Here is a 24081-nt window from a genome sequence, read left to right on the forward strand (position 1 = left end):
TTTCAGTACAAAAGTGCAGCCTGATTTAGAAGAAATTCTGAATGATCAATTTTTACTTTCAGAAATACTCCTGTCATTTTTAACGTAGAAATAGCCCATAATCAATACGCACACAATTCCTAAGATAAACCCGCCCAACACATCGGTAAACCAATGCGCTCCGAGATAAACCCTGGAAACTGCTCCGAAGAAAATCATAGAAAGACAGGAAGTAATCAGGAATATCCTGATCTTATAGGATATCTTTTTTAAGTGAAGAATAATTAAGATCAATGATCCGAAAAATACGGTATAAAATAATACATGCCCACTGGGGAAACTCTGGTATTTGGTATCTTCCAGAAGAATCACCAAATCTTTGGAGGGACGGGGTCTGTTGATCAGCATTTTAAAAGCTAACCCTAAAATCCCGGAAAGAAGTGTTGAAACAACCAGTACAGCTTCTTTTTTATATCCCCGTATCAGAAAGAAAAGTGAAGTTATTCCCACCATTACAATAGATACGGGTGTTCTCCCAAACCAGCTTATCCAAATCATAATGGGAGTAAGGACCGGTGTCTGCTTTTCCTGTATTTCTTCTGAAATATGAATATCCAAATATTTCGGGGGTACAAGGAGCACAAAAAAGCTTAACACGATGAATGCTATTAAAAGTGTGGCAAGTGCGGAACGGAATAAAAGCCTTTCATTGGCCTGAAGAAATGTAATTAATTTCATAGGTACATCATTATTCTTACTGTAATTTATTAATTCTGAATGATGGTAAACTTAGTTTCCCTGTGAAGCCTCATTCAGATAATCATTGCTGATATCTTTTTCTTTTTTAAAATCCATTTTCCCAAATTTGTAGCTGAAACTGATCCCAAAAGACCGAAGCGGCAGCTGACGCACTGAATAGGAGCTGTAATCATTGGTATCAACGGTCGTTACCTGTTTGATATATTGATTAAACGGATTCGTTGCGGTAAAACCAATACTTGCTTTTTTATTCCAGAACTGCTTTCTCGCAGCAATACTGTAAGTAATGGACTGCGGATTTTTACCCTGAATATTTTTCGCCGCAGAATTATAATTTCCAAACGCTTCTACAATAAAATCTTTTGGAAACTGGTAATTTATATTTAAGTTTAACCGGTAACGCATCCCCATATCCAGATTTCCAACATAAATATCACTTACAATGTACCGGTGGAAAATCATCATATTCCCGCGTATATTCAATTTATTATTCAGTAAAGGAATGGAGCCGGACACGATACTTCCGGAATTGTATTCTTTTCCTATATTTTGTCTGGTGGTCAGGGATACGTTTGCATACTCCGTACCATTTACGGTGTAAACCGGATAAAAAGTGGTAATTTGTTTTAAATCCTGGCTGTTGATCCGCTCTGTAAGGGTTAATGAAACCGTTGCTCCACCGGTGAAATTTTTTGTGTATCCCAATTCCATATTATCTCCTATTTCCGGTTTTAAGCCAGGATTTCCGGTGGTAATGTTATGCGGATCACTGAAGTTTAAAAATGGATTCACTTCGGAATATTCAGGTCTTTCGACTCTTCTTGTGTAGGCCAGTTTCAGGGTTTGTCCTTTATCAAATTTATGAGACAGAATCAGGGAGGGTACCAACAAATTGTAAGAAGGTATACTGGTATTCTGGAAATCAATCTTTACGGAGGTATACTCGTAACGCGCGCCTGCCCGTACATCCAGCCAGTTGAATAATTTCAGTGAAGAGGAAAGATACGCCGCGTAAATTCCCATATCATATTGTAATCGGTACGACTGAAAAGGATCTGCTGCATATTGCTCTGACAAAGCATCTAAAACACTCACATCAGTTGTATTCGTGATATGCTGAAGAATAGTTTTCGCCCCCATTTCAAGGGTAACATTGTCATTGACCGGCTGTACATAATCTACTGATAAGGTATGACTGGTATCCGTTCCCGGATTGCTTCCTGAAATCCCGCTGTAAGGTGATGATGCACCCGATACACTCTGCGTCTGCAAATAATTGCTTTTCGGGGAGCCGTAGCTTACCACATAATCTGCGGTGAGCTCCTGCCCTTCTTTTTTAAAAGTTTTTCTGTAGCTGATATTTCCGTCAATGGAATGTACAGAAGAACGGTTATCAGAATTTCTGTACCCCATAATCGACTGCTCACCTCCATTAGAAAAATCCGTGATATATTGTTCCTGATTAATCAAACCGATGCTTTTGTTGGCAAAATCATTGTAAGAAACTGAGCCGCTTACTGTATTGGTTTTATTAATCGACCACTCAAATCCTAAACCGGTACGGTAACCGTACCTTTGAAAATCGGTATAGCCGTCCTGTAATAAACGGGTTTGTGATGAAAGATCATGGGAAATTCTGTCCTGCGATGAAGGAGTTCTGGATTTCAATTGGGCATTTCCGCTGAAAAAAGTATTCAGACTGAAATTGTTATTTCTGAAATTCAGGTTGACAGACCCGGTTTCAAAACGTGTTCCTGCTGATGCATTTACAGTTCCGTTGATGCCTTTCACTTTTCTTTCATTCAGAATGATATTAATAACACCTCCTGTTCCCTGCGCATCATATTTTGCACCGGGACTGGTTACCGCTTCAATACTTTTAATTTGACTCGCAGGAATGGAAGCCAGCGCGTCGGCAAGGCTGTTACCAAATATGCTTGAAGGTTTTCCGTTGATCAGAAACCGTACATTAGGATTTCCCTGTAGCTCTACATTTCCGTCTGCATCAACGGTCACCTGCGGCACTTTTTTTAAGACATCAATTGCAGCTCCATTTTGAGATGTCAAATCATTGGCAACATTGTATACAATTTTATCAATTTTATTTTCTACTACTGCTTTTTTAGCGACAATGGTAACTCCTTCCAATGCCTTAATGGTATTTCCTGCCAGGGAGTCAGCTGCTTTATCTTTGAGAGTTCCGGGGTTTGTAGTTTGGGCACTTACTAACAGAGCAGGTAGTAAAGCCAGAAGAATTGATAATTGTTTCACCGTGATTATTTATTAAACCACAAAAATGGGCCTTAATTCTGAATTAATTTTGAATCGTAAGCCTGCCAGAAGAGATCATATATTAATTATTTATACACTGATACATGAAAAGGCTGATGGCGTTCATCAACTTTTATTATTATTTTTAATAGGTATTCAATTTACGATTTAAAACTTTTATTATTTTTAAAAACGGTCTGAAACAACAATCCTATACAACATCCGGAAACAATCCCTACCACTGCCCCGCCGAGAACATCAAACGGATAATGAACTCCATTATATATTCTGCTATAAGATACCAGCAAAGCCCAAATCAACAATATTATCTTCAATCCTTTATATTTAGAAGGCAACAGCAGGAAAAGAAAGGTAAGCAGACCAAATGCATTGGCGCTGTGGGAGGAAACGAATCCATAAGGCCCACCTGGCCCGGCTTTGCCTAAATGGATCAGTGGAATTAGTGAGGGCCTATGAGACGGACGTAAACGCAAAACCGTATTCTTAATCAAACCTGAAGCAATCCGGTCACACAGAGTAATCGTAATCCCGATAGCCAACAGTACATAAACACTTGCTTTTTTATAAATTTTGATTAAAAAGAATAACAAAAGAGCATAAAAAGGGACCCAAAACCATTTATCACTTGCCCAATACATAATAATATCAAACAAAGCATTGTGTTTCCCATTGATATAAAGAAAAAACTCTGTGTCCCACTGATTTAAATGGTCAATAAATGATTTCATCGGATCATGATTTTAATTTCACCATAATAAAAGTATGAATATTAAATGGTTACTGAAAAAATATGTAACTGATTTTCAAATCTGTAATCAATGGTCCAGTGATGAAATTTGCAGATCTCACTGATAATGGCCAGTCCCAAACCGCTTCCGCTGTTATCTGACGACAGTTTCGAAAATCTTTTGAACAGCAAATCTCTATTAAGCTGTTCTGTTCCGGAATTGGCGACTTCAAACACAGCATCTGTTAATTTCACTGAAATAGATCCATCATATGACGTATGCCGAATAGCATTTAAAATCAGATTATTGATCAGAACTTCCGTTAAGCTGCTGTTTCCGTTTACCTGGATATCGAATGCAATATATTCATGAACGGTAATATTCTTCTGATCAAAATGTTCCTTTACTGTTTCCATACTTTGCTGAAGCAATGTATCAAACCGAATAGTTTCCGAATTGTCAAATTGGTTATTATCAATTTTAGCCAGCAGCAAAAGATTTTTGTTGATTCTTGCACTTCTGGTTAAAGTCCTGTGCATTTCCTCGGCAATACGGTATTGTTTTTCAGTAAGATCTTCAGTCTGCAATAAATTATCCAGTTTATTTTTAAGAATTGCCAAAGGAGTCTGTAACTCATGGGAAGCATTTTCGGTAAATTCTTTTTGCGTTTTGTATACGGAAACGGTGTGTTCTATTAAGGTTTGTAAAGATTGGTTAAGCTCTTCAAATTCTGTAATATCCGTTAGGGCAAACTCAATTTTAGTCTGATTATTAAGATTAAATGTTTTAAGGCTGTCTAAGGTATTCCGGAAAGGTTTCCAGATGGAAGCCGAAAGTTTTTTATTTAAAAAGAGCAAGCCAATCACAATAAGAATAAAGAAAAAAATCGTGATCAAGCTAATGGCAGCAACGGTTTCCTGAGATTCTTCTATATTGGTTTCAACAGTAAAAAGATAGGGAACATGATGAATATAAATAATTTTCTTCAGGCTTCTGTACCGCTCTGTTTCCGGCTCGGACCCGAATGTTTTTTTCTTTTCAACCGTAAAAAACTGATCTTTTTTTAAACTGTTGGCCGGCATTTTTTCAATATCGGTTCCCGGCTGGATCTGGTTCCAAAGCGCGATGCTTTTTTCCAGTTCCTGATCAGAGAGTTTCAGATGATTGAACTCATATGCTGTTTTTTCTGCAATCGTTACATTGTGCTCATCAAGCTCACCCTTCCAGATCGTATCCACCACCACATAATATACGGGAATACTGATGGCCAAAATAATAAGGACATAGATGATGAATGGTTTGGTGGTTTTACTTAATAGCGGCTTCAATTGGGTTGGCGGGTGTTGGTTTTTTAGTGTTTAGTGTTTGGTTATGGTATGCTAATTTATGATGTTGTTATAATTTTTATACTGTTTTTTTGTGTTTTTTGCATGGCTGCTGTTATTGTATTGGAAATTACCGTTTATTGGTGCTTATTTGCTGTCCATCGTATTTTGGAAGTTAAAATTTCATACTTAGAAAAAAGTATTCATTCCATCACTCTCAACCCATCAACTATAAGCTAAAAACTAAACACTAACAACCACAAACCGTCAACTACTCCCCTTAACTTCCCACTTATACCCCGTCCCGTATACCGTTTTCAGGTAATGGTCACAGCCGGCATCATAGAGCTTTTTCTTCAGGTTTTTTACATGGGCATACACAAAATCGTGGTTATCGAGCATATCAGCAAAATCCCCGGAAAGATGTTCTGCTAAGGTACTTTTAGAAATAACTTTATTTTTATTACCCACAAAATAAATCAACAGGTCAAACTCTTTTTTGGTGAGCACAATAGTTTGGTGATTAATGGTCACCGTCTTTGCCAGAAGATCAATCTGCAGTTCATTTTGTTTAACAACATTAGAATTGTTAAACTGTTTTCTGCGAATGATAGAATAAATCCTTGCCATCAGCTCCGAAAGGTGAAAAGGTTTCGTAAGATAGTCATCAGCACCTAACTGTAGGCCGCTAATCTTATCATCCAGTGCATTTTTAGCTGAAATAATAATGACTCCGTCCTGCTTATTCTGTTTTTTTAATTCTTCTAAAATGGTAAGGCCGTTTCCGTCCGGAAGCATGATGTCCAGTAGAATACAGTCATATGCGTACGTTTCGATCTTGTCCATCGCTTCTTTGAAAGTCGCTGCAAACTCGCACAAATAATTTTCTCCTGAAAGATATTCAGAAATGCTTTTGGCCAGTTCGGTTTCGTCTTCAATAATCAGGATTTTCATCAGTTTAATGCTATTGTATTTAAATTCTGATGAAACATGGATGTTTCATTCTGCAAATATATTGCTTCAATTTTGAAGAAATTTTGAATTAAATATAAAGAAGTTGCCGCGTTTCTTCTACATATCCAACAGAACAAATATATTGAATTAACCGCTATGATTGATAGTTGATTATCTGGAATGATTCATTTTAGTAAGAAAAATAGGTAAGCGAATAATAAATATCCGTTTATAAAGATGACTTTACCCTGATTATACTTTATTTTTGAAAGGATTGCTTAAACGCATTCGGCGTAAGTGCGGTTTTCTTTTTAAATAATTTACTGAAAGACTGCGGATGTTCAAAACCCAGCTGGTAGGCCGTTTCAGCTACTGAAAGTTGAGAATCAGACAGATATTCTTTCGCTTTCTCAATCAGTTTATCATGAATGTGGTGTTGTGCATTCTGCCCTGTATGATGTCTGAGCATATCGCTGAGATATCTTGGAGTGAGATTCAGCTGCGAAGCAACGTATTCTACTGTAGGCAATCCTTCTACCCCTTTTTCTTTATCGAAAAAATCATTCAGAATATCTTCCAGTTTAGAAAGCAGATCATTATTGACGGCTTTTCTTGTGATAAACTGTCTGTTATAAAAACGGTTGCTGTAGGTAAGCAGCAGCTCGATCTGGGAAATCACAACATCCTGGCTGAAAGGATCTATTCTTTCGTTCAGTTCATTCTGGATATTTTCAAAAATACTCAGAATACTATTTTTTTCTTTTTCCGAAAGATACAGAGCTTCCGCTGCAGAATACGAGAAGAAGCCGTATTTCTTTATTTTTGCCAGTAACGGATAAGATCTTAAAAAATCCGGGTGGATGTGTAGTGACATCCCTTCATGGGCTGCTTCTTCATAATCAACCCTTAAGACCTGTCCCGGTGCGATGAAAGACATTCCACCTTCCTGAAAATCATAATATCCCTGTCCGTATCTGATCTTCCCATTAAATTTTGTTTTAAAGGAAATTTTATAAAAATCAGTTTTCATTCCATGCTCAAAGGTAGCCGGATTAAAACGGATTTCTCCATAATCCATAATGCTGATGAGAGGATGTTGCGGCACAGGTTTCCCCATCGCTTCATGAAGTGCTGATAATGAACGGAAATGAAGAGGCAGTTTTGGCGTTTTCATAGAACAAAGATAAGATGGATTGGTGAGAATTATTGAATTCGTATGTAATTATGAATGAGAATAAAGTACTGTTAGCGTTCCCGTTATCCTAAGAATTGAGATTTTATTTTCTGTACATGTTTTTCTGCGCCTATTGTATTCCGCTCTTTGTATAACGCAACAGCATCTTTACCCGCTACATACCTCAGCTGGTCTTTTCCGTCTGTGGCTGCCTGATAGATTACTTCAGCAATGATTTCCGGTTTCGAATAATCTACAATTTTCTCTGGGCTGTATTCTTCCTGCACCTTTTCCATTAAACGACTGTACCCCTCATGTTGGGCTCCATCCAAAGAACGTCCGGCAAAATCAGTCTGAATTCCTCCCGGTGCCACAACCTTCACTCTAACCCCAAACTCTGCCAGCTCATATCCCATACATTCTGAGAAGCCGTCTACCGCAAATTTTGTTGCACTGTAAATCGAACAGGTAGGAAATCCAATGAGTCCAAAACTGGAAGTAATATTGATGAGAACCCCTTCTTTTCTTTGTCTGAAATAGGGCGTAAAAGCTTTGGTAATGCGGATAACTCCCATCAGATTGGTTTCGATTTGCTTTTTAATCTGTTCATCGGTAAAAGCTTCCAGTGGTCCGATTAATCCGTATCCGGCATTATTAAGAACCACGTCCACTTCATTTTCCGCCAAAACCTGAGCAATGGTGTCTTCCAGTTCTTTCGGATCTGTCACATCTAGTCGTAATACCGAAACATTTTCTAATTGTGTTAATTCAGTTTCCGATTCCGGATTTCTCATGGTGGCAATAACGTTCCATCCTTTGCTGTGGAATAATTTTGCCGTTGTTTTTCCCAGCCCCGATGATGCGCCTGTAATAAAAATCGTTTTTTGCATAGTATGATATTCTATACTGCAAAATTGCTGAGAACCCGGCATTTAAATGTAGCCAAATTGAGTGTGTTTGTAGTTGTTTTGACGGAACATCTTAAATCATTAGCTTTGGCAAAACAAAAAATCATCATGAAAGTCCTATTATTTCTTTGCACTGTAATCTTCAATGTTCTTGGCGCACAAACCATATACTCTAAAGATTATGGAAACAAAGAAAATCCTCCTGTGATCTTTATCCATGGCGGGCCCGGTGGAAATTCCACTTTGTTTGAATCTACTGCAGCACAGCAATTGGCAGACAAAGGGTTTTATGTTATTGTATATGACAGGCGCGGTGAAGGACGCTCGAAAGATGAAAATGCCACAATGACTTTTAAAGAAAGTTTTGAAGATCTTTTACAGCTGTATCAAAAATACCAGATCAAAAAAGCAACGATTTTAAGTCATAGCTTTGGAGGAATTATGGCCACGCTTTTTACCCATCAATATCCTGAAAAAGTGAATGCTCTCATCCTTGCAGGTGCTTTATTCTCCCAGCAGGAAACCTATGATCATATTTTGAAACAGGCTAAGGAGCAGTTTAAAAATGATCCTTCAAAGCTCCAGCAGATTGCAGAAACTGAAAAATTAAATAAAAATTCTGCTGCCTACAGAAAGAGATGTTATGAAACGGCAAGTGACATGAATCTTTTCACCATGCCTCATCCTACAACGGAAAGTAAGCAGTTAAGGGCTGTGTATGAAGCAAGTGATCTGTATAAAAACAACTACAGAAATCCCGATTCACCTGGTAAATTTTATCAAAACGAAACTCAAAATAACCTGGATAATAAAGGAATCTTAAAGAGTATTAAAAAGAAAGGAATTCCCATTTTTGCAGTCTATGGAAAAGACGATGGAATTTTTTCCCAGAAACAATTAAATGATATGAAAAATATAACGGGAAAAGAAAATTTCAAAATCATAGACAATTGTTCCCATTACCTTTTTGCTGATCAGCAGGAGGAATTTTTAACATTCATAACCCATGTTTTGAAATAAGATATCGGAAAATTCTAGTATTCAATAATCTTGTGGAATGTTTCTTTATATCCTTCCCCCCAGTTTTTCATCGCATACAAAACTTCCAGTAGGCTTTCTCCTCCCGGAGTAAGAGAATATTCAGATTTTGGCGGTATGACATTGTAAATTTTTTTGGTGATTATCCCATGAAATTCCAATTCGGAGAGCTGCTGATTCAAAACTCTCGCAGAGGCCTGCGGGATGGATTTATGCAGTTCAGAAGGGCGTTTCATCCCTTTATTGATATTCGCCAGCAAATTAGCTTTCCATTTTCCACCTATCACTTCTATGGCGATGTTTAAGCCACAGCTCAGGTCTTTAGGGATCTTTTTTTCATACATTGTATCATCTTTTGAATCACAAATATAATTATAAATGCATCTTCTCAGACAGATTAAAGAAATTAGATATTAAGAGTGCTGCTTGCTCTTATGTATAGGGATAAAATTATCCTATACTGATAATTTTCGCTGTCATTGCCTATCCGGCTGTATTATTGAATCTTTATATTTTATAATTAACGATATGAATCAACCTCTTAACCGCTTTACAAAAGCTTTATTCCTCTTTGTGATCATCGATTTTTTGCTTTTTTTCATTCTGGAAGCCATTTTTTGGATGAAACCGTTGGTGTATAATATACTACTTGATATGTTCAACAATCCGCCTGCTGATCTGAGTTATTCTATGCATGCTTTAGTCCTGAAAAAGCTTTTCATCAATCAGGGTTTCTATAATTTGTTTTTAGCCTTAGGAGGAATTGCAGGACTTCGTTATTTACCTAAGAACACCGCAGTAGGTTATGCATTGATTGCATTGGTATGCTTTTCAGCAGTAGGAGCTGGAATTGTATTGGCTGCCACTTCAAAAGCCTATATTCTGGCCTTTCTTCAAACAGTACCAGCTGCCATTGTTCTATTACAGGTCTATCCTTTATTTAAAAAGGAGTTAAATAAGTAAAGCAGTTTTTAATTTACTTTCCTTATCAATAAACAAAAAACCCTTCGAAAGATTTCGAAGGGTTTTTATTATAGTTTTAATTAGTGCATGGCTTCACTTAAGTCTATTTTTTCTTTGCTCTTTCTGTCCTTTATAAATAATATAAACGGAATACAAATTAAGAAAGCTAATCCCAAATAAAGGAATACATCCATATAAGATAATACTGTCGCCTGTTTAGTGACGGTTAAATCCAGCATTTTATAAGCCGCATTCATAGCAGCATCGGGAGTCATTCCTTTGGCCATAAAGCTTGCTTTTAATCCATTTAACCTTTGCTGGACATCAAAGTCATTGGAGTCTAAATGGGAGACTAAATTAACCCTGTATTTCTGGCTGGCATTGGCGATAAATGTGGTGATGGCCGCGATCCCGAAAGATCCTCCCAACTGTCTCATCATCCCTGTAAATGCAGCTCCCTGACCGATTTCCTGTCCTTTCAGGGTACTTAATGATAAGGATGTGATCGGAATAAACAGTAATCCTAATCCGGCTCCTCTTACCATCAACATCCAGAAGAATGCTTCCTTGCTCGTATCCGGAGTCAGAATTTTATATCCCCAGAAACTGTAAATGAAGAATGTAAATAATCCCAGAGATACTAAGATCTGCTGTTTTACCCCTTTCGAAAGCAGTTTACCAATAATAGGCATCATGAAAGCTGTTGTTAATGCAGCCGGAATCATCAATGCACCGGATTCTAAAGCCGTCCATCCTAAAATACTCTGAGTATATAAGGGAACAATAAAAGTAGAACCATATAAACCAAATCCTAATACAAAGGACATGACCGTTCCAATCCTTAAGTTACTGTTTTTCAAAACCCTTAACTCTACAATCGGATATTTGAACGTAAGTTCCCTCCAGAGGAATAGGATAAATCCTAATACTGCGGTTACGGTAAAGGTTACAATCATTCCGCTTGCAAACCAGTCTTCTTCATGCCCTCTTTCCAAAATGAATTGTAGTGAACCTACCGTAATTGCCAATAAAGCAATTCCTAACCAGTCAACATCTGAAGCTTTACGTTTTTCAGCATATTTAGGACTTTTTATAAACTGTAAAGTCATTAAGGTTGCTGCAATCCCGATTGGAATATTGATATAGAAAATATAAGGCCAGCTAAAATTATCAACAATATAACCTCCTAATGGCGGACCTAGTGTAGGACCGATAATTACTCCCAGACCATAAATAGCCTGAGCCATACTTCTTTTTTCAATCGGATATGATTCTGTAATGATGGTTTGCGAAGTTACCAATAAGGCTCCACCACCAATTCCCTGACACAATCTGAAAAATACCAATTCCCAAATATTATCGGCATTCCCGCATAAAAATGAAAATACGGTAAAAATGATAATAGAAGCGGCAAAGTAATTTCTTCGTCCAAACTGCTGAGAAAGCCAGCTCGTCATCGGTACAACAATTACGTTACCAATGGCATAAGCGGTAATTACCCAACCTACCTCGGAAAGTGTAGATCCCAGGTTACCTTTCATCTCGTTCAGGGCAACGTTCACAATCGTGGAATCCACAATTTCAAGCAAAGCACAAAGGATCGCAGTAATCGTAATGATCACCCTCCGTGCTCCATATTCTACTAATGAATCTTGCATAGTTTTTTACAAATGTTTGTATGAATGTAAAATGTATTAATGATCTTATATTTCGGCTAAAGCCGGTTGATTTTGATGTTTTTTATTGAACGGGCTAAAGCCCGTTCCTATTGAATATGCGATCTCTGAATTTTTAAATTCTTCAATCTTTCAATCATCAATACCTTACATCACTACATATACTATTTCAATGAAACTTCAGCTTTCACATTCATTCCTGTTCTTAGCCTTTTAGCAATACTTGGATCCAGTTTTACAAAATCTATTTTCACAGGAAGTCTTTGTACTACTTTCACGAAGTTACCACTCGCATTATCCGGAGGAAGAATAGAGAATGTAGAACCTGTAGCCGGAGAGAATGAGCTTACCACTCCATCAAATTCCGTATCAGGGAAAGCATCGATCTCAATTTTCACTTTCTGTCCTTCTACCATTTTATCAACCTGAGTTTCTTTAAAATTGGCAACTACCCATTTCTGGTCATTCTTCACTAAGCTGAATAACTGAGATCCCGCCTGTAAATACTGTCCTGCCTGAATTGAAACTTTACCCACAAATCCGTCTTCCGGAGCAAGGATAACTGTATAAGAAAGATTCAGTTTTGCATTTTCCACATCTACTTCTCTCTGCTTGGCTACTGAACCTGCAACGCTGATCTGTTGAGAACTTGCCGCTGTCTGAGAGGAAGCTACGTTAGTTTGTTGTGCGATCTGATTTCTCTGATCCACTAAAACCTGTAATTGTCTGTCTGCAGATTGTTTTGCTGCCAGCGCCTGCTCATATTGCTGTTCTGTAATGGAATGATCCTTTACCAGGATAGAATATCTTTTTAAATCCTGATTGGTCTTCCAAACATTTACTTTTGCTGCTTCTATTTGTGCATTCGCTGTTGTTACTGCTGCTTCTGAAGTATTAATATTCTTTGAAGTTGCGGTTGTAGTTGCCTGTGCGTTAGAAATATTGCTTTTTGCAGTAGCTAACGCTGCTTCAGCCTGTACCAAAGCCATTTTTTGGTCTCTGTTATCCAGGATTACCAACGTATCTCCTTTTTTTACTGACTGATTATCTTTTACTTTTACCTGTGTTACATATCCTGAAACTCTGGAAATCACAGGGCTCATGTTGGAAGCAATCTGTGCATCATCCGTTTCTTCATGAACCTGTCCGTAAGAGTATGTTCTGTAACCATAAATCCCTCCCACTACTACGACAACTGCTAAAATTATTGGGAAAACCAAACTTTTTTTCTTCTTAGGTTCAGTTGTTACTGGTGTATTATTATTTTCCATTTTTGGTCTTAATCTTATTTAATTGTTAAAGTTCCTGTAGTTTGTAATAGTTTTCTGTAGGCTAACGCTGCATCTGCTTTTGCATTGATAACGCCTACATTGGCTGCAATCTGAGCTGCATCCGCATCCAAAAGTTCAGTCATGGTTGCCAGCCCGTTATCATATTTATTTTTAGTAATTCTGTAATTTTCATTAGCCTGTTCAGCAGATTTTTCGAAAACGGCGATTCTCTTTTTAGAGTAATCGGTATTTTGATATTCTCTGTTGACGTCGAGCTTAATGTTATCATTTAATAACTCATTAGTAGCAGACAATTGCATTTCTCTCGCTTTTGACTGTTTCAGTGATGAGTTTTCTTTCCAGATATTGGATAAGTTATATGAGATTCCAACACCCACATTCACCGCATTGTATATGGTAAGGAACTTGGGAATATCTGCTGCTACGTATCCGCCGGTAAATGCAATGGAAGGAAGATTTTCCGCTTTTGCTGCTTTACTTCCCAACTCTGCTGCTTTTCTCTGCTGATCTAAAGCCTGTAAATCCTTACGGTTTTCTTTAGCTTCATTCACATAGTAATCAACAGGTTTTACATCCTGGCTCTCATCGATATAATTCTGGTCAACCTCAATCTCTGTATTATCGGGTAATCCTAACAATAGGTCCATATTGATATTGGCGATGTTATAATTATTTTTGGCATCGAGCAATTGTAATTCAATATTGGAAGTCTGAAGGTTTGCTTTTAAACGGTCATTTCTTGCAATAACTCCGTTGTTTTCAAGCTTAAGAAAAGTTTCATCTCTTTTTTGAGAAGCCGTAAGGTTTTCCTCTAAAACTTTAATCGACTGATTGGCTTTAAACAGATTATTATAAGCCTGAGCAACGTTGTAAGCAATGGCAATTTTATCATTTTCAGTGCTTAATTTTGATGCCTCCACCAAATATTTTGCAGACTGAATACCATATTTAATTCTTCCACCGCTGTAAATGGGTACACTAAGATTCACAGATCCGTACGCAACCTGATGAACATCCGGGCCTCCTGCTCCGGAAACTCCCGGAAGTTTTATATCAACCGTTGGTTTTATAGGAAGATACATATAGCTTCCTGAAACTTTCAATTCAGGCAGCTGTCTGTTTTTCGCTTCCAAAAGATCAGCCGTAGCTTCTTCTATTTTGGCGGCGTCAATCTTAAGATTCTTGCTGTTTTGAATTCCCAGCTGTACCGCTTCATCGAGGCTGAGCTGTTTTTTCTCCTGAGCATGTATGTTAGCCATTCCTAATAATAGGGATAAGGCAATAACTGAGTTATTAATTCTCTTCATAACCTAAAAGGTCTTTTAGTATATATTTTATATGTTTATTAAGCTCTGTGTAATATTTTTCTTCAAAGACATCCTCTTCCTCAGTGTCATTAAGGAATTCTTTGTACATATCTTTTGCATTAGATGCATAGAATAATGTTCCGCTAACGGTTGCATGAAGAAGATAAATAGGAGGATTTTTTGTAAAAATTCCTTTCTCCAAACCGCTTTCAAGAATTTGTGAATACATGGAGATAAAACCCATTTTTGTCTGCTTCAGAAACGCTACAATCTTTGGATTATCGGTGTAAAGCTGCTCGCGCTGCATGATTCTGTAAAAACATTTATGATGTCTTACTCTTCCTGCAAACTGATCAACTATTTTTACTATTTTCTCCCATTCATTCATATCGGTTCGTTCCAAAATATCTTTCGAAAAGAACTGCCCTTCGGCAATTCTGTATTCAACCAATTTTTCATATAACTTCTCTTTAGAGCCGAAATAATAAGAAATCATAGAAATATTAACGTTCGCAGCTTTTGAAATCTCACGGGTAGAGGTTCCATCAAATCCTTTTTCAGCAAAAAGCTTTTCAGCAGCGAATAATATATTTTCTTCTTTTGAAACCATATCATCATCTATTTTAAGGGCGCAAATTTACATAAGATTTTCATAAAATCAAACGATTGATTGATGATTTAATTATTTTTTAATATTGAAAGTCATAAGCGCCTGAAATTATTACAGTTAGAATCTTTAAAAAATTCAATAATTTGTCTAAAAATTTATTTTTTTTAACACTTTTTATAGAAATATTCATACCAAATTCTACTTCGGAAGAATAAAAATTAAGAAATTATTATCTGAGAAAAATAAAAAAATGTACAATCACCAAAAAATACAAGGCTAGGAAGAATAGATACTAAAAAAGTAATGATATGATCTTAACAACTAATAAAAGTATCTAAAAAACCAATAAACAGCATTTCCATGAATGATCAAAAAACAATTCATCCACCACAATCCCATAATCCTTGATGAACAGGGCTATTGCAGAGATTTCTCTGAAACGGAAACGGTACGTACAATTTCATATAAATATAGAAAATAATACGATATCACGAATGCGGATATAATAGATTTATTATGAATTTTTATGAATATGCCTGGAAAGTTTTATTCCAAGATCGGTCCAGATTATTTTAGGGTTTCCATTTCGGGTTAAATGCAGGTCTGCTGTATTGATTTCTTCTAAAATACTTTCAATATTTGCACCGCTGATAAATTTTGAAAATCCGGTCCAGTTGAAGCCATTGGCGTCTATCCTTTTATATACTAAAGGTTCAGACCGATAATTCTGCAGCAGAGCCAATCTGAAGATTTCAGAGCAATAATTGAGAAAATTCTTTTGTTTTTCTCTGTTCCACCCTGCAATTTCTCTTGCCCACATAATGATGCTTTTAAGAAACTGTGGTTTCTTTTTTACCATAAAGGCATCACGAACCCACTGTACAAAAAGCTTTTCAAATTCATCGGTTTTGTTTCCGGTCTGTAAAAGTTTTATGGCATCATTAAGATTTCCCTGAGCTTCGTGAACAATTTCTCTTGCTTTCTCTTCTGAAACAGAAAAACTTTTTTTAAGGTAATTTTCCAGATCTTGATCATGTATTCTGGGAACTTCTACCACCTGTGTCCTCGAAAGAATGGTGGGAAGGATATCATTGGTACTTTCAGCGGTAAGAAGAATCACTGTTTTGGCAGGCGGTTCTTCCAGAAATTTAAGGAATTTGTTTGAGGCAGCGATATTCATTTTATCGGCTCTCCAGACAATCAGGATTTTGGTTCCGCCTTCGTAGCTTTTCAGTGAAAATTTCTGATTCTGGTCATCCACTTCATCCGCAGAAATAAAAAGCTGTTTATTCTCGGAATCTAAAAAGGCAGTCCAGTCATCGTAGCTTGCATACGGTGAAGCTAAAATCATTTCTCTGAATTCTTCGAACTTGTTTTTGCTTAAAGAATTTTTGTTATCGGTATATACGGGGAAACTGAAATGCAAATCCAGATGATTTAAATGTTCCACTTTAGAAGCGGCATGCTCATTTTCCCGGCTAAAAATTTCTTTCGCGTAGGCCAGCACCATAGGTAAGGTTCCGTATCCTTCCTTTCCCACAAAAAGTTGGGCGTGGCTCACTCTGTTTTCAGTGATGCTGTCCCTAAGAAGTCTTTTCAGGTTTTCCTGTCCGGCGATATTCTCCCAATTCATGTTTCAAAGATAAAGAATTTTGCGAAAGGTGTAATTTGTGAGTGGATGAATTTTTCTTCATGATTGAATAGTCCATCAATAAATCTCATGCAAAGACAGATATTAAGTAATAAGATGATATTTCCGGTTGTTATTTTTGAGGTAACGGTGTTTTATCTCTTGTTTTATTCCTAAAAAAAGGGATAAATAAATGAATTAACCACTGAAAAGTCACTACTTATAGCCCTTAACAAACTTTAACCTCAGGAAATTTTTACAATTCATTAATATTTAAGATATTTGCGCATTATTTTAAAAATAAAGAATGAAAAAAATCTTTGTACTATCATTCATATCAGTTGGATATTTCCTAAATGCACAGAGCTTGAGCAATTCTCCCTATGCAACATACGGAATTGGAGATGTAAAATATGATAATACGATTGAAACTACCTCTATGGGAGGTATATCAACTGCCTTTATAAGTGACTTCACGAGTAGTTTCAATTTTGCCAACCCTGCAAATAATGCAAATTTCGAGCTTACCAGTATAAGGCTGGAGGCTACCAACGAAAACAATTATTTCAAAACCAACTATAATGATACAAAGTCTACAAAACATTCTACGTATCTTTCTAATATCGCGATAGCATTTCCTCTGTCTTCAAAGGTGAAAATGGGGCTTTCTTATCAGCCATACAGCTCAAAAAGCTATGAGTTACAAAACTCTGAAACACTTAAGGACGGAACGGTAATCCAAAATAAGTTTACCGGAAGCGGAACATTGAATACAGCACAGGTTGCAGTTTCTTATAAAGTAAATCAGGAGTTTTCTGTAGGAGCAAGAGCCAATCTTTACTTCGGAAATCTTTATGACATTAATGAATTCAGTGCTACAAACTCTGAGTTTATTAACGGATATGAAACTAAGAACAGCATCAAAAATTTTAATTTCACACTAGGAACCAGCTATCAGCATCTGAATACACGTACTGACAAGAAATTGACAGTAGGAGCAACGGCTACTTTTGGAAATACAAGTAATATGACCACTGATTATAAAAACAGCACATATTACTATACAGACACTGCCCTGACTGAAAAGGCTAATGAAACGATTATAGAACAAAAGACTACAAGTTCCAAGAACCTTCTTCCGCTACAGGCCTCTTTAGGGGTGGGTTACGGAAGTGAGAATCACTGGTTCTTCTCTGGACAGTTGGATTACAAAAAAGGAGAAGATATCTCTTATTTTGGAAAGACTATTGACTTCCAGGACTCATACAGAATTTCTGCCGGAGGATGGTATCTTCCGAACTATAACAACTTTAGAAATTATTTTTCAAGAGTAATTTACAGATACGGAGCTTTCTATGAAAGAGGAAATCTTAAACTGGATGGAACCAGCATTAATAAATTCGGTATCTCCGGAGGGGTAATGCTTCCATTCAAAACCAGCAGTATCACCAGAATGAGCGGTCTTGAATTAGGATTGGAAGTTGGTAAAAGAGGAACGCTTAAAAACAACCTGATCAACCAGAATTTCATCAACCTGCGAATCGGCTTCAATTTTGCTGACAAGTGGTTCAGAAAGACCCTGTATAACTAAAATGAATTTTTTCAACAAAATATCTTATAAAAATATAGCATGCCTTTTTAGTTGTGCTATATTTTTTATAATGACATCCTGTGAAGAAGACCTTACCAAAGCCAACGGAAACAAAAGCAAAAACTTCCCTTCGCAAATCATCAATAATGCAGATATTGTACAACGCGATTCGGGCTTTGTAAGCTTAAAAGCTAAAGCAGCAATTATCGAAAAATACGAGTTGATAGACAGCCCGTATATTGTGGCAAGAAAAGGAATCAACATTGAGTTTTTCGATAAAAAAAAGCCTAAAACGCCTGGTAAAATCACGGCAAAATATGCACGGATTTTTGAATACAAAAAGTTTTACGAAGCAAAAGGAGATGTAAGAATCACCACTAATGAAGGCCAGCGGTTTGCCATGCAGAGCATTTACTGGGATCAGAAAAAGAGAAGAATTTATACGAAAGATACGGTATATGTTACCATGGAAGACGGATCTACCCTGGTGGGAGCCAACGGCATGACTGCTAAGGATGATTTCTCTGAATACACCTTCTATAATAGCTCCGGAGACGTGAGTTCCAAAAGGTTAAAAACCCCTCAATAATATGATGATGCAGGCTATAGGATTGATGTCCGGAACAAGCCTTGACGGCCTTGATATCTGCTATGCGAATTTTGAAAAACAGGATCACTGGACATTTCAGATTTTAAAAGCAGAAACGATTCCGTATCCTAAAGACTGGGAAGACAGGCTTAGAAATTCCATTCATCTTTCGCCGGAAGAGTTATTGGAACTTCATTCAGAATATGGATTTTATTTAGGAAAAAAGGTCAATGAATTTATCCAAAAATACCAGCTTGGAAACATTGATCTGATAGCTTCGCATGGTCACACTGTTTTTCATCAGCCTCAAAAAAAATTCACCCTTCAGATTGGAGACGGCAGAGCCATCAGAATTGAAACAGGACTTCCCGTGATCTACGATTTCAGAAGTCAGGATGTATTGATGGGCGGCAACGGTGCTCCTTTGGTACCGATTGGAGATCAGCTTCTTTTCCCGCAATATGATGCTTGTTTGAATTTAGGCGGATTTTCTAATATCTCGTTGCAATCGAAAGGCCAGAGAATTGCCTTTGATATTGCTCCTATTAATATTGTCCTGAACAAACTCGCTCAAAAATTCAATAAAAATTTTGATGAGAATGGAGATTCGGCAAGACAGGGCAAAGTACATCAGGAATTCTTAACTCAACTTAATGCTCTGGAATTTTACCAACAGCCACACCCTAAATCTTTGGGGGTTGAATGGTGTAATGAATCTATTTTCCCGTTATTGGAAGATATAGAGACTATAGATGTGCTTGCCACATTTACTGAACATGCAGCCTATCAAATTTCTAAAGTTATTGATGAAAATAAGATTAAAAACATACTCTTCACCGGAGGAGGCACTTATAATACTTTTCTGATCGAGAAAATACGGGAAAGAACTACTGCAGAAATTATCATTCCTGATCCGGAGATTATTGATTACAAAGAAGCACTGATCTTTGCTTTTATGGGTGTTTTAAGGGCACGTCATGAGATCAATATACTCGCATCTGCGACAGGCTGTTCAGTCGATCACTCTTCAGGAATTATTGCATAAAAAAACCTTCAAAGTCTGAAGGTTTTCTTTTTATTTATAAGCTTCGATCTTATCTGTCAATGTATTGATAAAATTTTGAAGCGGCTTTTCTACCATCATTTTAATGAATGGATTGAATTTCCCTTCAAAAAGCATCTGAACTTCCGTCTGATTTTCGCTGATCGGGTTTAGAGTCGCTGTTAATGAAAAATCCAGACTTGAACTTGCTGATTTTAAAACAGCTTTCTGGTCATCCACTTCATCTATTTTTAAAGCGATTTCCGGCATTCCCTGAAGCCCGAATTTAAAGCCGTCTTCTCTTGTTTCAAACTTTTGAAGACCATCCGGCATAAAACCTTTGTAGTTTTCAGGTGTTTTTAGCAATTCCGACAACTCTTTGGATGATTTATTAACAATAATTTTTCGTCCTTCTAAATTCATTTTTTATTTTTGTATTTAAATTCTTAATTCTTACAAATGTATAAAGTTTTTGTCAACGAAAAAAAATTATTACTATCTAAGCATCCTGAAGAACTTGAAAAAAAGCTCAGCTATGAAAGTTTTTCAACTTTAGAGATTGCATTAGATCTTTTAGAAAACACTTCGGTAAAAGAACTGAATGTCTTTGGAGAGAATATTGATGAGATCTGGAAAGAATTTCAAAGCCTTTTCAGAATAATAGAAGCAGCAGGAGGAATCGTAAACAACCCTGAAGGTGATATCCTTTTCATCAAAAGATTAGGAAAATGGGATCTTCCGAAGGGTAAAATGGAAAAAGGAGAATCCAGGGAGGAATCTGCTGTAAGAGAGATTGAGGAGGAAACAGGTTTAAAGGATGTAGAACTGGTAAAACCTATCAATACAACCTACCATATTTATGTGGAAAGAAATGGGGAGAAAATCCTTAAATGCACCCACTGGTTTGAAATGAACTTCAATGGAGAAGATACTTCAAAACCTCAGATTGAAGAGGGAATCACAGAAGTAGCCTGGAAAAACACTGCACAGATTGAAAATGAAGTTTTCCCAAGCACTTTTAAGAATATCAAATTAATTATAAAAGAATTCTGGAGTTTAAAAACGGCTCAATAAGATGAGTTTGGGTTTTAAAAACATTAAAATACTGCAACTCTTTCCTGTAGTGATGTGAAGGATGAATAACTTCCCTCTTCAAGCTCCAGGCTTCATATCCTTAAAAACAAAATATTTTATCCCGACCTGAGGTTAAATAAAATCTGCAGCTTTTTCTAATGCAATCCCTCTTGAAGCTTTCAGCAGCACATTTTCGGAATGGATTGTATGAGTTTTTAAATATTCAATTAATTCGGCAGTGGTTTCAAAAGAAAGTTCCGAAGAACCCGCTGCTTTGAAATATTTTCCTACTGTAATAATTTCCTCAAAGCCTAAGCTATGGGAAAGATTCAGGATTTCTTTATGCTCTTTTTCACTCTCTTCGCCCAGCTCGAGCATATCACCGATAATGATAGTTTTCTGGCCTTCAAAAGTGATGAAATTATTCAATGAAGCGGCCATAGAGCTCGGATTGGCATTATAGGTATCTAAAACCAATGTTTTGTCTTCTCTTTTCTCAACCTGTGAACGCATGTTGGTTGGCGTATAGTTTTCTACCGCATTCTTTATTTTTTCAAAATCGATTCCGAAATGCAGACCAAGACTTACCGCTGCACAAAGGTTGGTGAAGTTATATTCACCTGTTAAATGAGTAAGTATTTCCCTACCCTGATACCGGAGTCCTACAAAATGTTCTTTTGAAAATGATTCGAAATTATAGTCTGAAGTGTCTTTCCCAAAGGTGATTTTCGGCTCATAGTTCGCCGTTTTTTCTGTCTGTATCGGATCGTTTTCATTGACTAAAATAGTCCGGTGGTTCACTTTAAGATAATCATAAAGTTCAGACTTTCCTTTGATAACCCCTTCAAAGCCTCCAAAACCTTCCAGATGTGCCTTCCCAAAATTGGTAATATATCCGAAATCAGGCTGTGCAAGGGTACAGAGAAGCTCAATTTCTTTCTGATGGTTGGCTCCCATTTCAATAACGGCCATTTCGTGTTCCGGTTTGATAGACAAGAGAGTTAATGGAACTCCAATATGATTATTCAGATTTCCATAGGTATACTGTACATTAAAAACGGAAGAAAGAGCGGCGTGTATAAGCTCTTTGGTGGTAGTCTTTCCATTGCTGCCGGTAAGCCCGATTACAGGAATCTTCAGATGATTTCTGTGATGTACGGCCAGCTGCTGCAAAAAGTCTAAGGTAGAAGGAACATAGAAAATATTTTTATCTGTATTTTCAAATTCAACCTGTTCAACAATCACGGCTAAAGCACCTGCATCGATAGATTTTTCGGCTAACGTTGCAGCATTGAAGCTCTCGCCTGAAAAAGCAAAGAAAATATCATTCTTTCCTACTTTTCTGCTGTCGATCGTCACTTTATTTGACTGTAAAAACAAAGGATAAAACTGTTCTATATTCATGGGTCAAAAATAAAAAACCTTCCGGTAATCCGGAAGGTTTTTTGTAAGTATTTTTTGATAAATATTATCTTCTCGTTCTAGCTTTATCGCTAACTCTAGCATCTTGGGCAACACGGAATCCAACCCATCCGAAAGCTTTGCCTTGATTTTTATATCTTCTTTGTCCCGGATCCAACCAATATGCTGTATCCATCCAAGAACCACCTTTTACAACTCTAACATCGTTAGACATTGCAGAAGTTCTGTCTTTGGTATCTTTTTGTAATTTGACTCTACCAGCTGCATCTACAACAAATCTTTTCTGAGGTGCGTTATACATATCGTATCCTGCTGCAGAATCTCCTTCTTTGAAGTACTCTAAAGAAGACTGCTTATCACCGTCTCTGTAGTTTCTGTAATCAGCAATGGTTTGTCTTTCATATTGTCCAGGCAATCCTTTGTACACCAATCTGCCGTCAGCTAAAGTATCATACTTAATAGTACCTTCGTCAATCATTTTATAAGTTCCGTCACCGTTTCTTACAATAGCCTGAGGCATGTTTCCTCTGTAATAATTGAAATCGCTGAAATCTTCATCGATGATAGGTCTGTATACGTCAGCGGTCCATTCAGACACGTTTCCGTACATACCATATATTCCTAAGTCATTAGAAGGATATTGTCTCACATCTGAAGTCTGAGCAGATCCGTCGTTTTTCCATCCGGCAATACCAGAATAGTCACCTCTTCCCATTTTGAAGTTTTCAAGGAACATTCCTTTATCTCTTCCTTTGGTACCTCTCAATCTTTCGATTTCAGGTTTTTTACCTTGGTATTGGTTATACTCTCTGTTTTTAGCCATTCCTAATGCTGCAAATTCCCATTCTACTTCTGTTGGAAGTCTGAATTTCTGAACCATCGCAGAATTTGGAGCTCTGTTAGCAGCAAGAAGTCTTTGGTTTGTAGTTTTCAAACCGGTTTTTTGCTGCATTCTTTGTTCGTTTATATAGCCCTGCATTTCCGGATCATTCGATTTGAATTTATCCATGTTGAATGCTGTTCCACCTTGATTGTTAGATTCGTTGATGTACAAATCTTTAGCAATAATTCCAGACTGCATCAACGCTTTTTCGTTGGCTCTGTCTGTCAACCATTCACAATATCTGTTTGCCTGTGTCCAAGATACTCCTACTACAGGGTAGTAATCGAATTCAGGAGAACGCAGATAAGTTTCGTTGTAATCGTTTCTAGATAATTTGTTGTCCCATAATAAGGTATCCGGCAAAGCACCGTTATAGATTTCCTTAAAGCTGGGATCGCTTGGAGGGAATACGTACTTCAACCATGTAAGGTATTCGCGGTATTCGTAGTTAGTAATTTCTGTTTCTCCGATAAAGAATGAACTTACCTGCATTCTGCGAGGGCTGTTATTCCAATCGTGCATGACATCATCTTTCACTAATCCCATTGTAAAAGTTCCACCTTCTACATATACCATCCCCGGCCAACCTTTTTGCTTTTGTTGCTTTCCTGCAAAAAACCAACCCTGTTTTTCGTTTGGCTTCCAACCCGTCTTACTGACAAATTTTTTGGTACCGCCTCCTTTGCTGGTTCCTGACCCGCCACAGCTGGTTAATGCAAGTGTAGAACTTAATGCTATTAATGAAAACAACTTTAGTTTTTTCATAGTCGATATAAATATTTTCAAAGTACAAAGAAAAAATAAATTATTCAATAAATCAAGTAAAGATTGATTTTTTTGAAAAA

22 protein-coding genes are annotated in these 24081 nt (G+C 37.0%); 6 read left to right on the forward strand and 16 right to left on the reverse strand.

Annotated elements, in window-relative coordinates; genetic code table 11:
- Positions 1-45: 45 nt before the first annotated feature.
- The 7 genes from IW15_RS17655 to IW15_RS17685 all read right to left on the reverse strand — a co-directional run bounded on the left by IW15_RS17655 (position 46) and on the right by IW15_RS17685 (position 8101).
- On the reverse strand, positions 46-717 hold the full coding sequence (locus tag IW15_RS17655) for a phosphatase PAP2 family protein (RefSeq protein ID WP_034714029.1): 672 nt from the start codon (positions 715-717) through the stop codon (positions 46-48).
- 51 nt (positions 718-768) lie between these two features.
- Complete coding sequence (locus tag IW15_RS17660) at positions 769-3009, reverse strand: outer membrane beta-barrel family protein (protein ID WP_051882178.1); 2241 nt, start codon at positions 3007-3009, stop codon at positions 769-771.
- Between the two features lie 161 nt (positions 3010-3170).
- Positions 3171-3758 (reverse strand): phosphatase PAP2 family protein, encoded by a 588-nt coding sequence (locus IW15_RS17665; protein WP_034714031.1) that lies wholly within the window; start codon positions 3756-3758, stop codon positions 3171-3173.
- A gap of 41 nt (positions 3759-3799) precedes the next feature.
- The gene (locus IW15_RS17670) at positions 3800-5086 is read right to left on the reverse strand and encodes a sensor histidine kinase (RefSeq protein WP_034714033.1); all 1287 of its coding nucleotides are present in this window, start codon (positions 5084-5086) and stop codon (positions 3800-3802) included.
- A gap of 264 nt (positions 5087-5350) precedes the next feature.
- Positions 5351-6037, reverse strand: a complete 687-nt coding sequence (locus IW15_RS17675; RefSeq protein ID WP_034714035.1) for a response regulator transcription factor — start codon at positions 6035-6037, stop codon at positions 5351-5353.
- Positions 6038-6296: 259 nt separating this feature from the next.
- A complete protein-coding gene (locus IW15_RS17680) occupies positions 6297-7211 on the reverse strand; it encodes a helix-turn-helix domain-containing protein (protein WP_034714036.1) in 915 nt (304 codons plus the stop codon).
- 83 nt (positions 7212-7294) lie between these two features.
- Positions 7295-8101, reverse strand: coding sequence for an SDR family oxidoreductase (locus tag IW15_RS17685; RefSeq protein ID WP_034714039.1), 807 nt, complete (start codon positions 8099-8101; stop codon positions 7295-7297).
- Positions 8102-8227: 126 nt separating this feature from the next.
- Here IW15_RS17685 and IW15_RS17690 point away from each other — a divergent pair, with 126 nt between their 5' ends.
- A complete protein-coding gene (locus IW15_RS17690) occupies positions 8228-9139 on the forward strand; it encodes an alpha/beta hydrolase (protein WP_034714135.1) in 912 nt (303 codons plus the stop codon).
- A 14-nt stretch (positions 9140-9153) separates the two neighbouring features.
- Here the strand turns inward: IW15_RS17690 and IW15_RS17695 are convergent, their stop codons facing one another.
- Complete coding sequence (locus tag IW15_RS17695; protein WP_034714041.1) at positions 9154-9501, reverse strand: winged helix-turn-helix transcriptional regulator; 348 nt, start codon at positions 9499-9501, stop codon at positions 9154-9156.
- Positions 9502-9685: 184 nt separating this feature from the next.
- On the opposite strand from IW15_RS17695, the gene IW15_RS22150 reads away from it, so the two are divergent.
- Positions 9686-10120, forward strand: coding sequence for a DUF1304 domain-containing protein (locus tag IW15_RS22150; protein ID WP_051882180.1), 435 nt, complete (start codon positions 9686-9688; stop codon positions 10118-10120).
- Positions 10121-10200: 80 nt separating this feature from the next.
- Here the strand turns inward: IW15_RS22150 and IW15_RS17710 are convergent, their stop codons facing one another.
- The 5 genes from IW15_RS17710 to IW15_RS17730 form a co-directional block, all read right to left on the reverse strand.
- Positions 10201-11778, reverse strand: coding sequence for a DHA2 family efflux MFS transporter permease subunit (locus tag IW15_RS17710; protein WP_034714042.1), 1578 nt, complete (start codon positions 11776-11778; stop codon positions 10201-10203).
- Positions 11779-11960: 182 nt separating this feature from the next.
- Positions 11961-13067 (reverse strand): HlyD family secretion protein, encoded by a 1107-nt coding sequence (locus IW15_RS17715; RefSeq protein ID WP_034714044.1) that lies wholly within the window; start codon positions 13065-13067, stop codon positions 11961-11963.
- A gap of 14 nt (positions 13068-13081) precedes the next feature.
- Positions 13082-14395: a TolC family protein gene (locus tag IW15_RS17720; RefSeq protein ID WP_034714046.1), complete on the reverse strand. Its 1314-nt coding sequence runs from the start codon at positions 14393-14395 to the stop codon at positions 13082-13084.
- Positions 14382-15005 carry a TetR/AcrR family transcriptional regulator gene (locus IW15_RS17725; protein ID WP_034714049.1) on the reverse strand — a complete coding sequence of 208 codons (624 nt, stop codon included), beginning with the start codon at positions 15003-15005 and terminating at the stop codon, positions 14382-14384. The genes IW15_RS17720 and IW15_RS17725 overlap by 14 nt, the downstream gene beginning before the upstream one ends.
- Before the next feature lie 514 nt (positions 15006-15519).
- Positions 15520-16638: a DNA polymerase III subunit gene (locus IW15_RS17730; protein ID WP_034714051.1), complete on the reverse strand. Its 1119-nt coding sequence runs from the start codon at positions 16636-16638 to the stop codon at positions 15520-15522.
- A 304-nt stretch (positions 16639-16942) separates the two neighbouring features.
- On the opposite strand from IW15_RS17730, the gene IW15_RS17735 reads away from it, so the two are divergent.
- Genes IW15_RS17735 through IW15_RS17745 form a run of 3 tightly spaced genes read left to right on the forward strand, consistent with a single transcriptional unit; the run spans position 16943 to position 19860 of the window.
- Positions 16943-18226, forward strand: coding sequence for a membrane protein (locus IW15_RS17735; protein ID WP_034714052.1), 1284 nt, complete (start codon positions 16943-16945; stop codon positions 18224-18226).
- A 1-nt stretch (position 18227) separates the two neighbouring features.
- Positions 18228-18815, forward strand: coding sequence for an LPS export ABC transporter periplasmic protein LptC (gene lptC / locus IW15_RS17740; protein ID WP_034714054.1), 588 nt, complete (start codon positions 18228-18230; stop codon positions 18813-18815).
- Between the two features lies 1 nt (position 18816).
- Positions 18817-19860, forward strand: coding sequence for an anhydro-N-acetylmuramic acid kinase (locus IW15_RS17745; protein ID WP_185097429.1), 1044 nt, complete (start codon positions 18817-18819; stop codon positions 19858-19860).
- Between the two features lie 30 nt (positions 19861-19890).
- Here the strand turns inward: IW15_RS17745 and IW15_RS17750 are convergent, their stop codons facing one another.
- On the reverse strand, positions 19891-20280 hold the full coding sequence (locus tag IW15_RS17750) for a hypothetical protein (protein WP_034714056.1): 390 nt from the start codon (positions 20278-20280) through the stop codon (positions 19891-19893).
- Positions 20281-20316: 36 nt separating this feature from the next.
- Between IW15_RS17750 and IW15_RS17755 the strand changes: the two genes are divergently transcribed.
- Positions 20317-20931: an NUDIX hydrolase gene (locus IW15_RS17755; RefSeq protein ID WP_034714058.1), complete on the forward strand. Its 615-nt coding sequence runs from the start codon at positions 20317-20319 to the stop codon at positions 20929-20931.
- Positions 20932-21063: 132 nt separating this feature from the next.
- On the opposite strand, the gene IW15_RS17760 is transcribed toward IW15_RS17755, so the two are convergent.
- Positions 21064-22335, reverse strand: coding sequence for a UDP-N-acetylmuramoyl-tripeptide--D-alanyl-D-alanine ligase (locus IW15_RS17760; protein ID WP_034714060.1), 1272 nt, complete (start codon positions 22333-22335; stop codon positions 21064-21066).
- 64 nt (positions 22336-22399) lie between these two features.
- Positions 22400-24001 (reverse strand): gliding motility lipoprotein GldJ, encoded by a 1602-nt coding sequence (gene gldJ / locus IW15_RS17765; RefSeq protein ID WP_034714062.1) that lies wholly within the window; start codon positions 23999-24001, stop codon positions 22400-22402.
- Positions 24002-24081: the final 80 nt, after the last annotated feature.

It is taken from the genome of Chryseobacterium soli (genome assembly GCF_000737705.1).
Taxonomy (GTDB): domain Bacteria; phylum Bacteroidota; class Bacteroidia; order Flavobacteriales; family Weeksellaceae; genus Chryseobacterium; species Chryseobacterium soli.

Coding starts and splice junctions, on each gene's coding strand:
- IW15_RS17655 (WP_034714029.1), bottom strand. CDS start 717: ATGAAATTAATTACATTTCTTCAGGCCAATGAAAGGCTTTTATTCCGT.
- IW15_RS17665 (WP_034714031.1), bottom strand. CDS start 3,758: ATGAAATCATTTATTGACCATTTAAATCAGTGGGACACAGAGTTTTTT.
- IW15_RS17675 (WP_034714035.1), bottom strand. CDS start 6,037: ATGAAAATCCTGATTATTGAAGACGAAACCGAACTGGCCAAAAGCATT.
- IW15_RS17680 (WP_034714036.1), bottom strand. CDS start 7,211: ATGAAAACGCCAAAACTGCCTCTTCATTTCCGTTCATTATCAGCACTT.
- IW15_RS17685 (WP_034714039.1), bottom strand. CDS start 8,101: ATGCAAAAAACGATTTTTATTACAGGCGCATCATCGGGGCTGGGAAAA.
- IW15_RS17690 (WP_034714135.1), top strand. CDS start 8,228: ATGAAAGTCCTATTATTTCTTTGCACTGTAATCTTCAATGTTCTTGGC.
- IW15_RS17695 (WP_034714041.1), bottom strand. CDS start 9,501: ATGTATGAAAAAAAGATCCCTAAAGACCTGAGCTGTGGCTTAAACATC.
- IW15_RS22150 (WP_051882180.1), top strand. CDS start 9,686: ATGAATCAACCTCTTAACCGCTTTACAAAAGCTTTATTCCTCTTTGTG.
- IW15_RS17710 (WP_034714042.1), bottom strand. CDS start 11,778: ATGCAAGATTCATTAGTAGAATATGGAGCACGGAGGGTGATCATTACG.
- IW15_RS17715 (WP_034714044.1), bottom strand. CDS start 13,067: ATGGAAAATAATAATACACCAGTAACAACTGAACCTAAGAAGAAAAAA.
- IW15_RS17720 (WP_034714046.1), bottom strand. CDS start 14,395: ATGAAGAGAATTAATAACTCAGTTATTGCCTTATCCCTATTATTAGGA.
- IW15_RS17725 (WP_034714049.1), bottom strand. CDS start 15,005: ATGGTTTCAAAAGAAGAAAATATATTATTCGCTGCTGAAAAGCTTTTT.
- IW15_RS17730 (WP_034714051.1), bottom strand. CDS start 16,638: ATGAATTGGGAGAATATCGCCGGACAGGAAAACCTGAAAAGACTTCTT.
- IW15_RS17735 (WP_034714052.1), top strand. CDS start 16,943: ATGAAAAAAATCTTTGTACTATCATTCATATCAGTTGGATATTTCCTA.
- lptC (WP_034714054.1), top strand. CDS start 18,228: ATGAATTTTTTCAACAAAATATCTTATAAAAATATAGCATGCCTTTTT.
- IW15_RS17745 (WP_185097429.1), top strand. CDS start 18,817: ATGATGATGCAGGCTATAGGATTGATGTCCGGAACAAGCCTTGACGGC.
- IW15_RS17750 (WP_034714056.1), bottom strand. CDS start 20,280: ATGAATTTAGAAGGACGAAAAATTATTGTTAATAAATCATCCAAAGAG.
- IW15_RS17755 (WP_034714058.1), top strand. CDS start 20,317: ATGTATAAAGTTTTTGTCAACGAAAAAAAATTATTACTATCTAAGCAT.
- IW15_RS17760 (WP_034714060.1), bottom strand. CDS start 22,335: ATGAATATAGAACAGTTTTATCCTTTGTTTTTACAGTCAAATAAAGTG.
- gldJ (WP_034714062.1), bottom strand. CDS start 24,001: ATGAAAAAACTAAAGTTGTTTTCATTAATAGCATTAAGTTCTACACTT.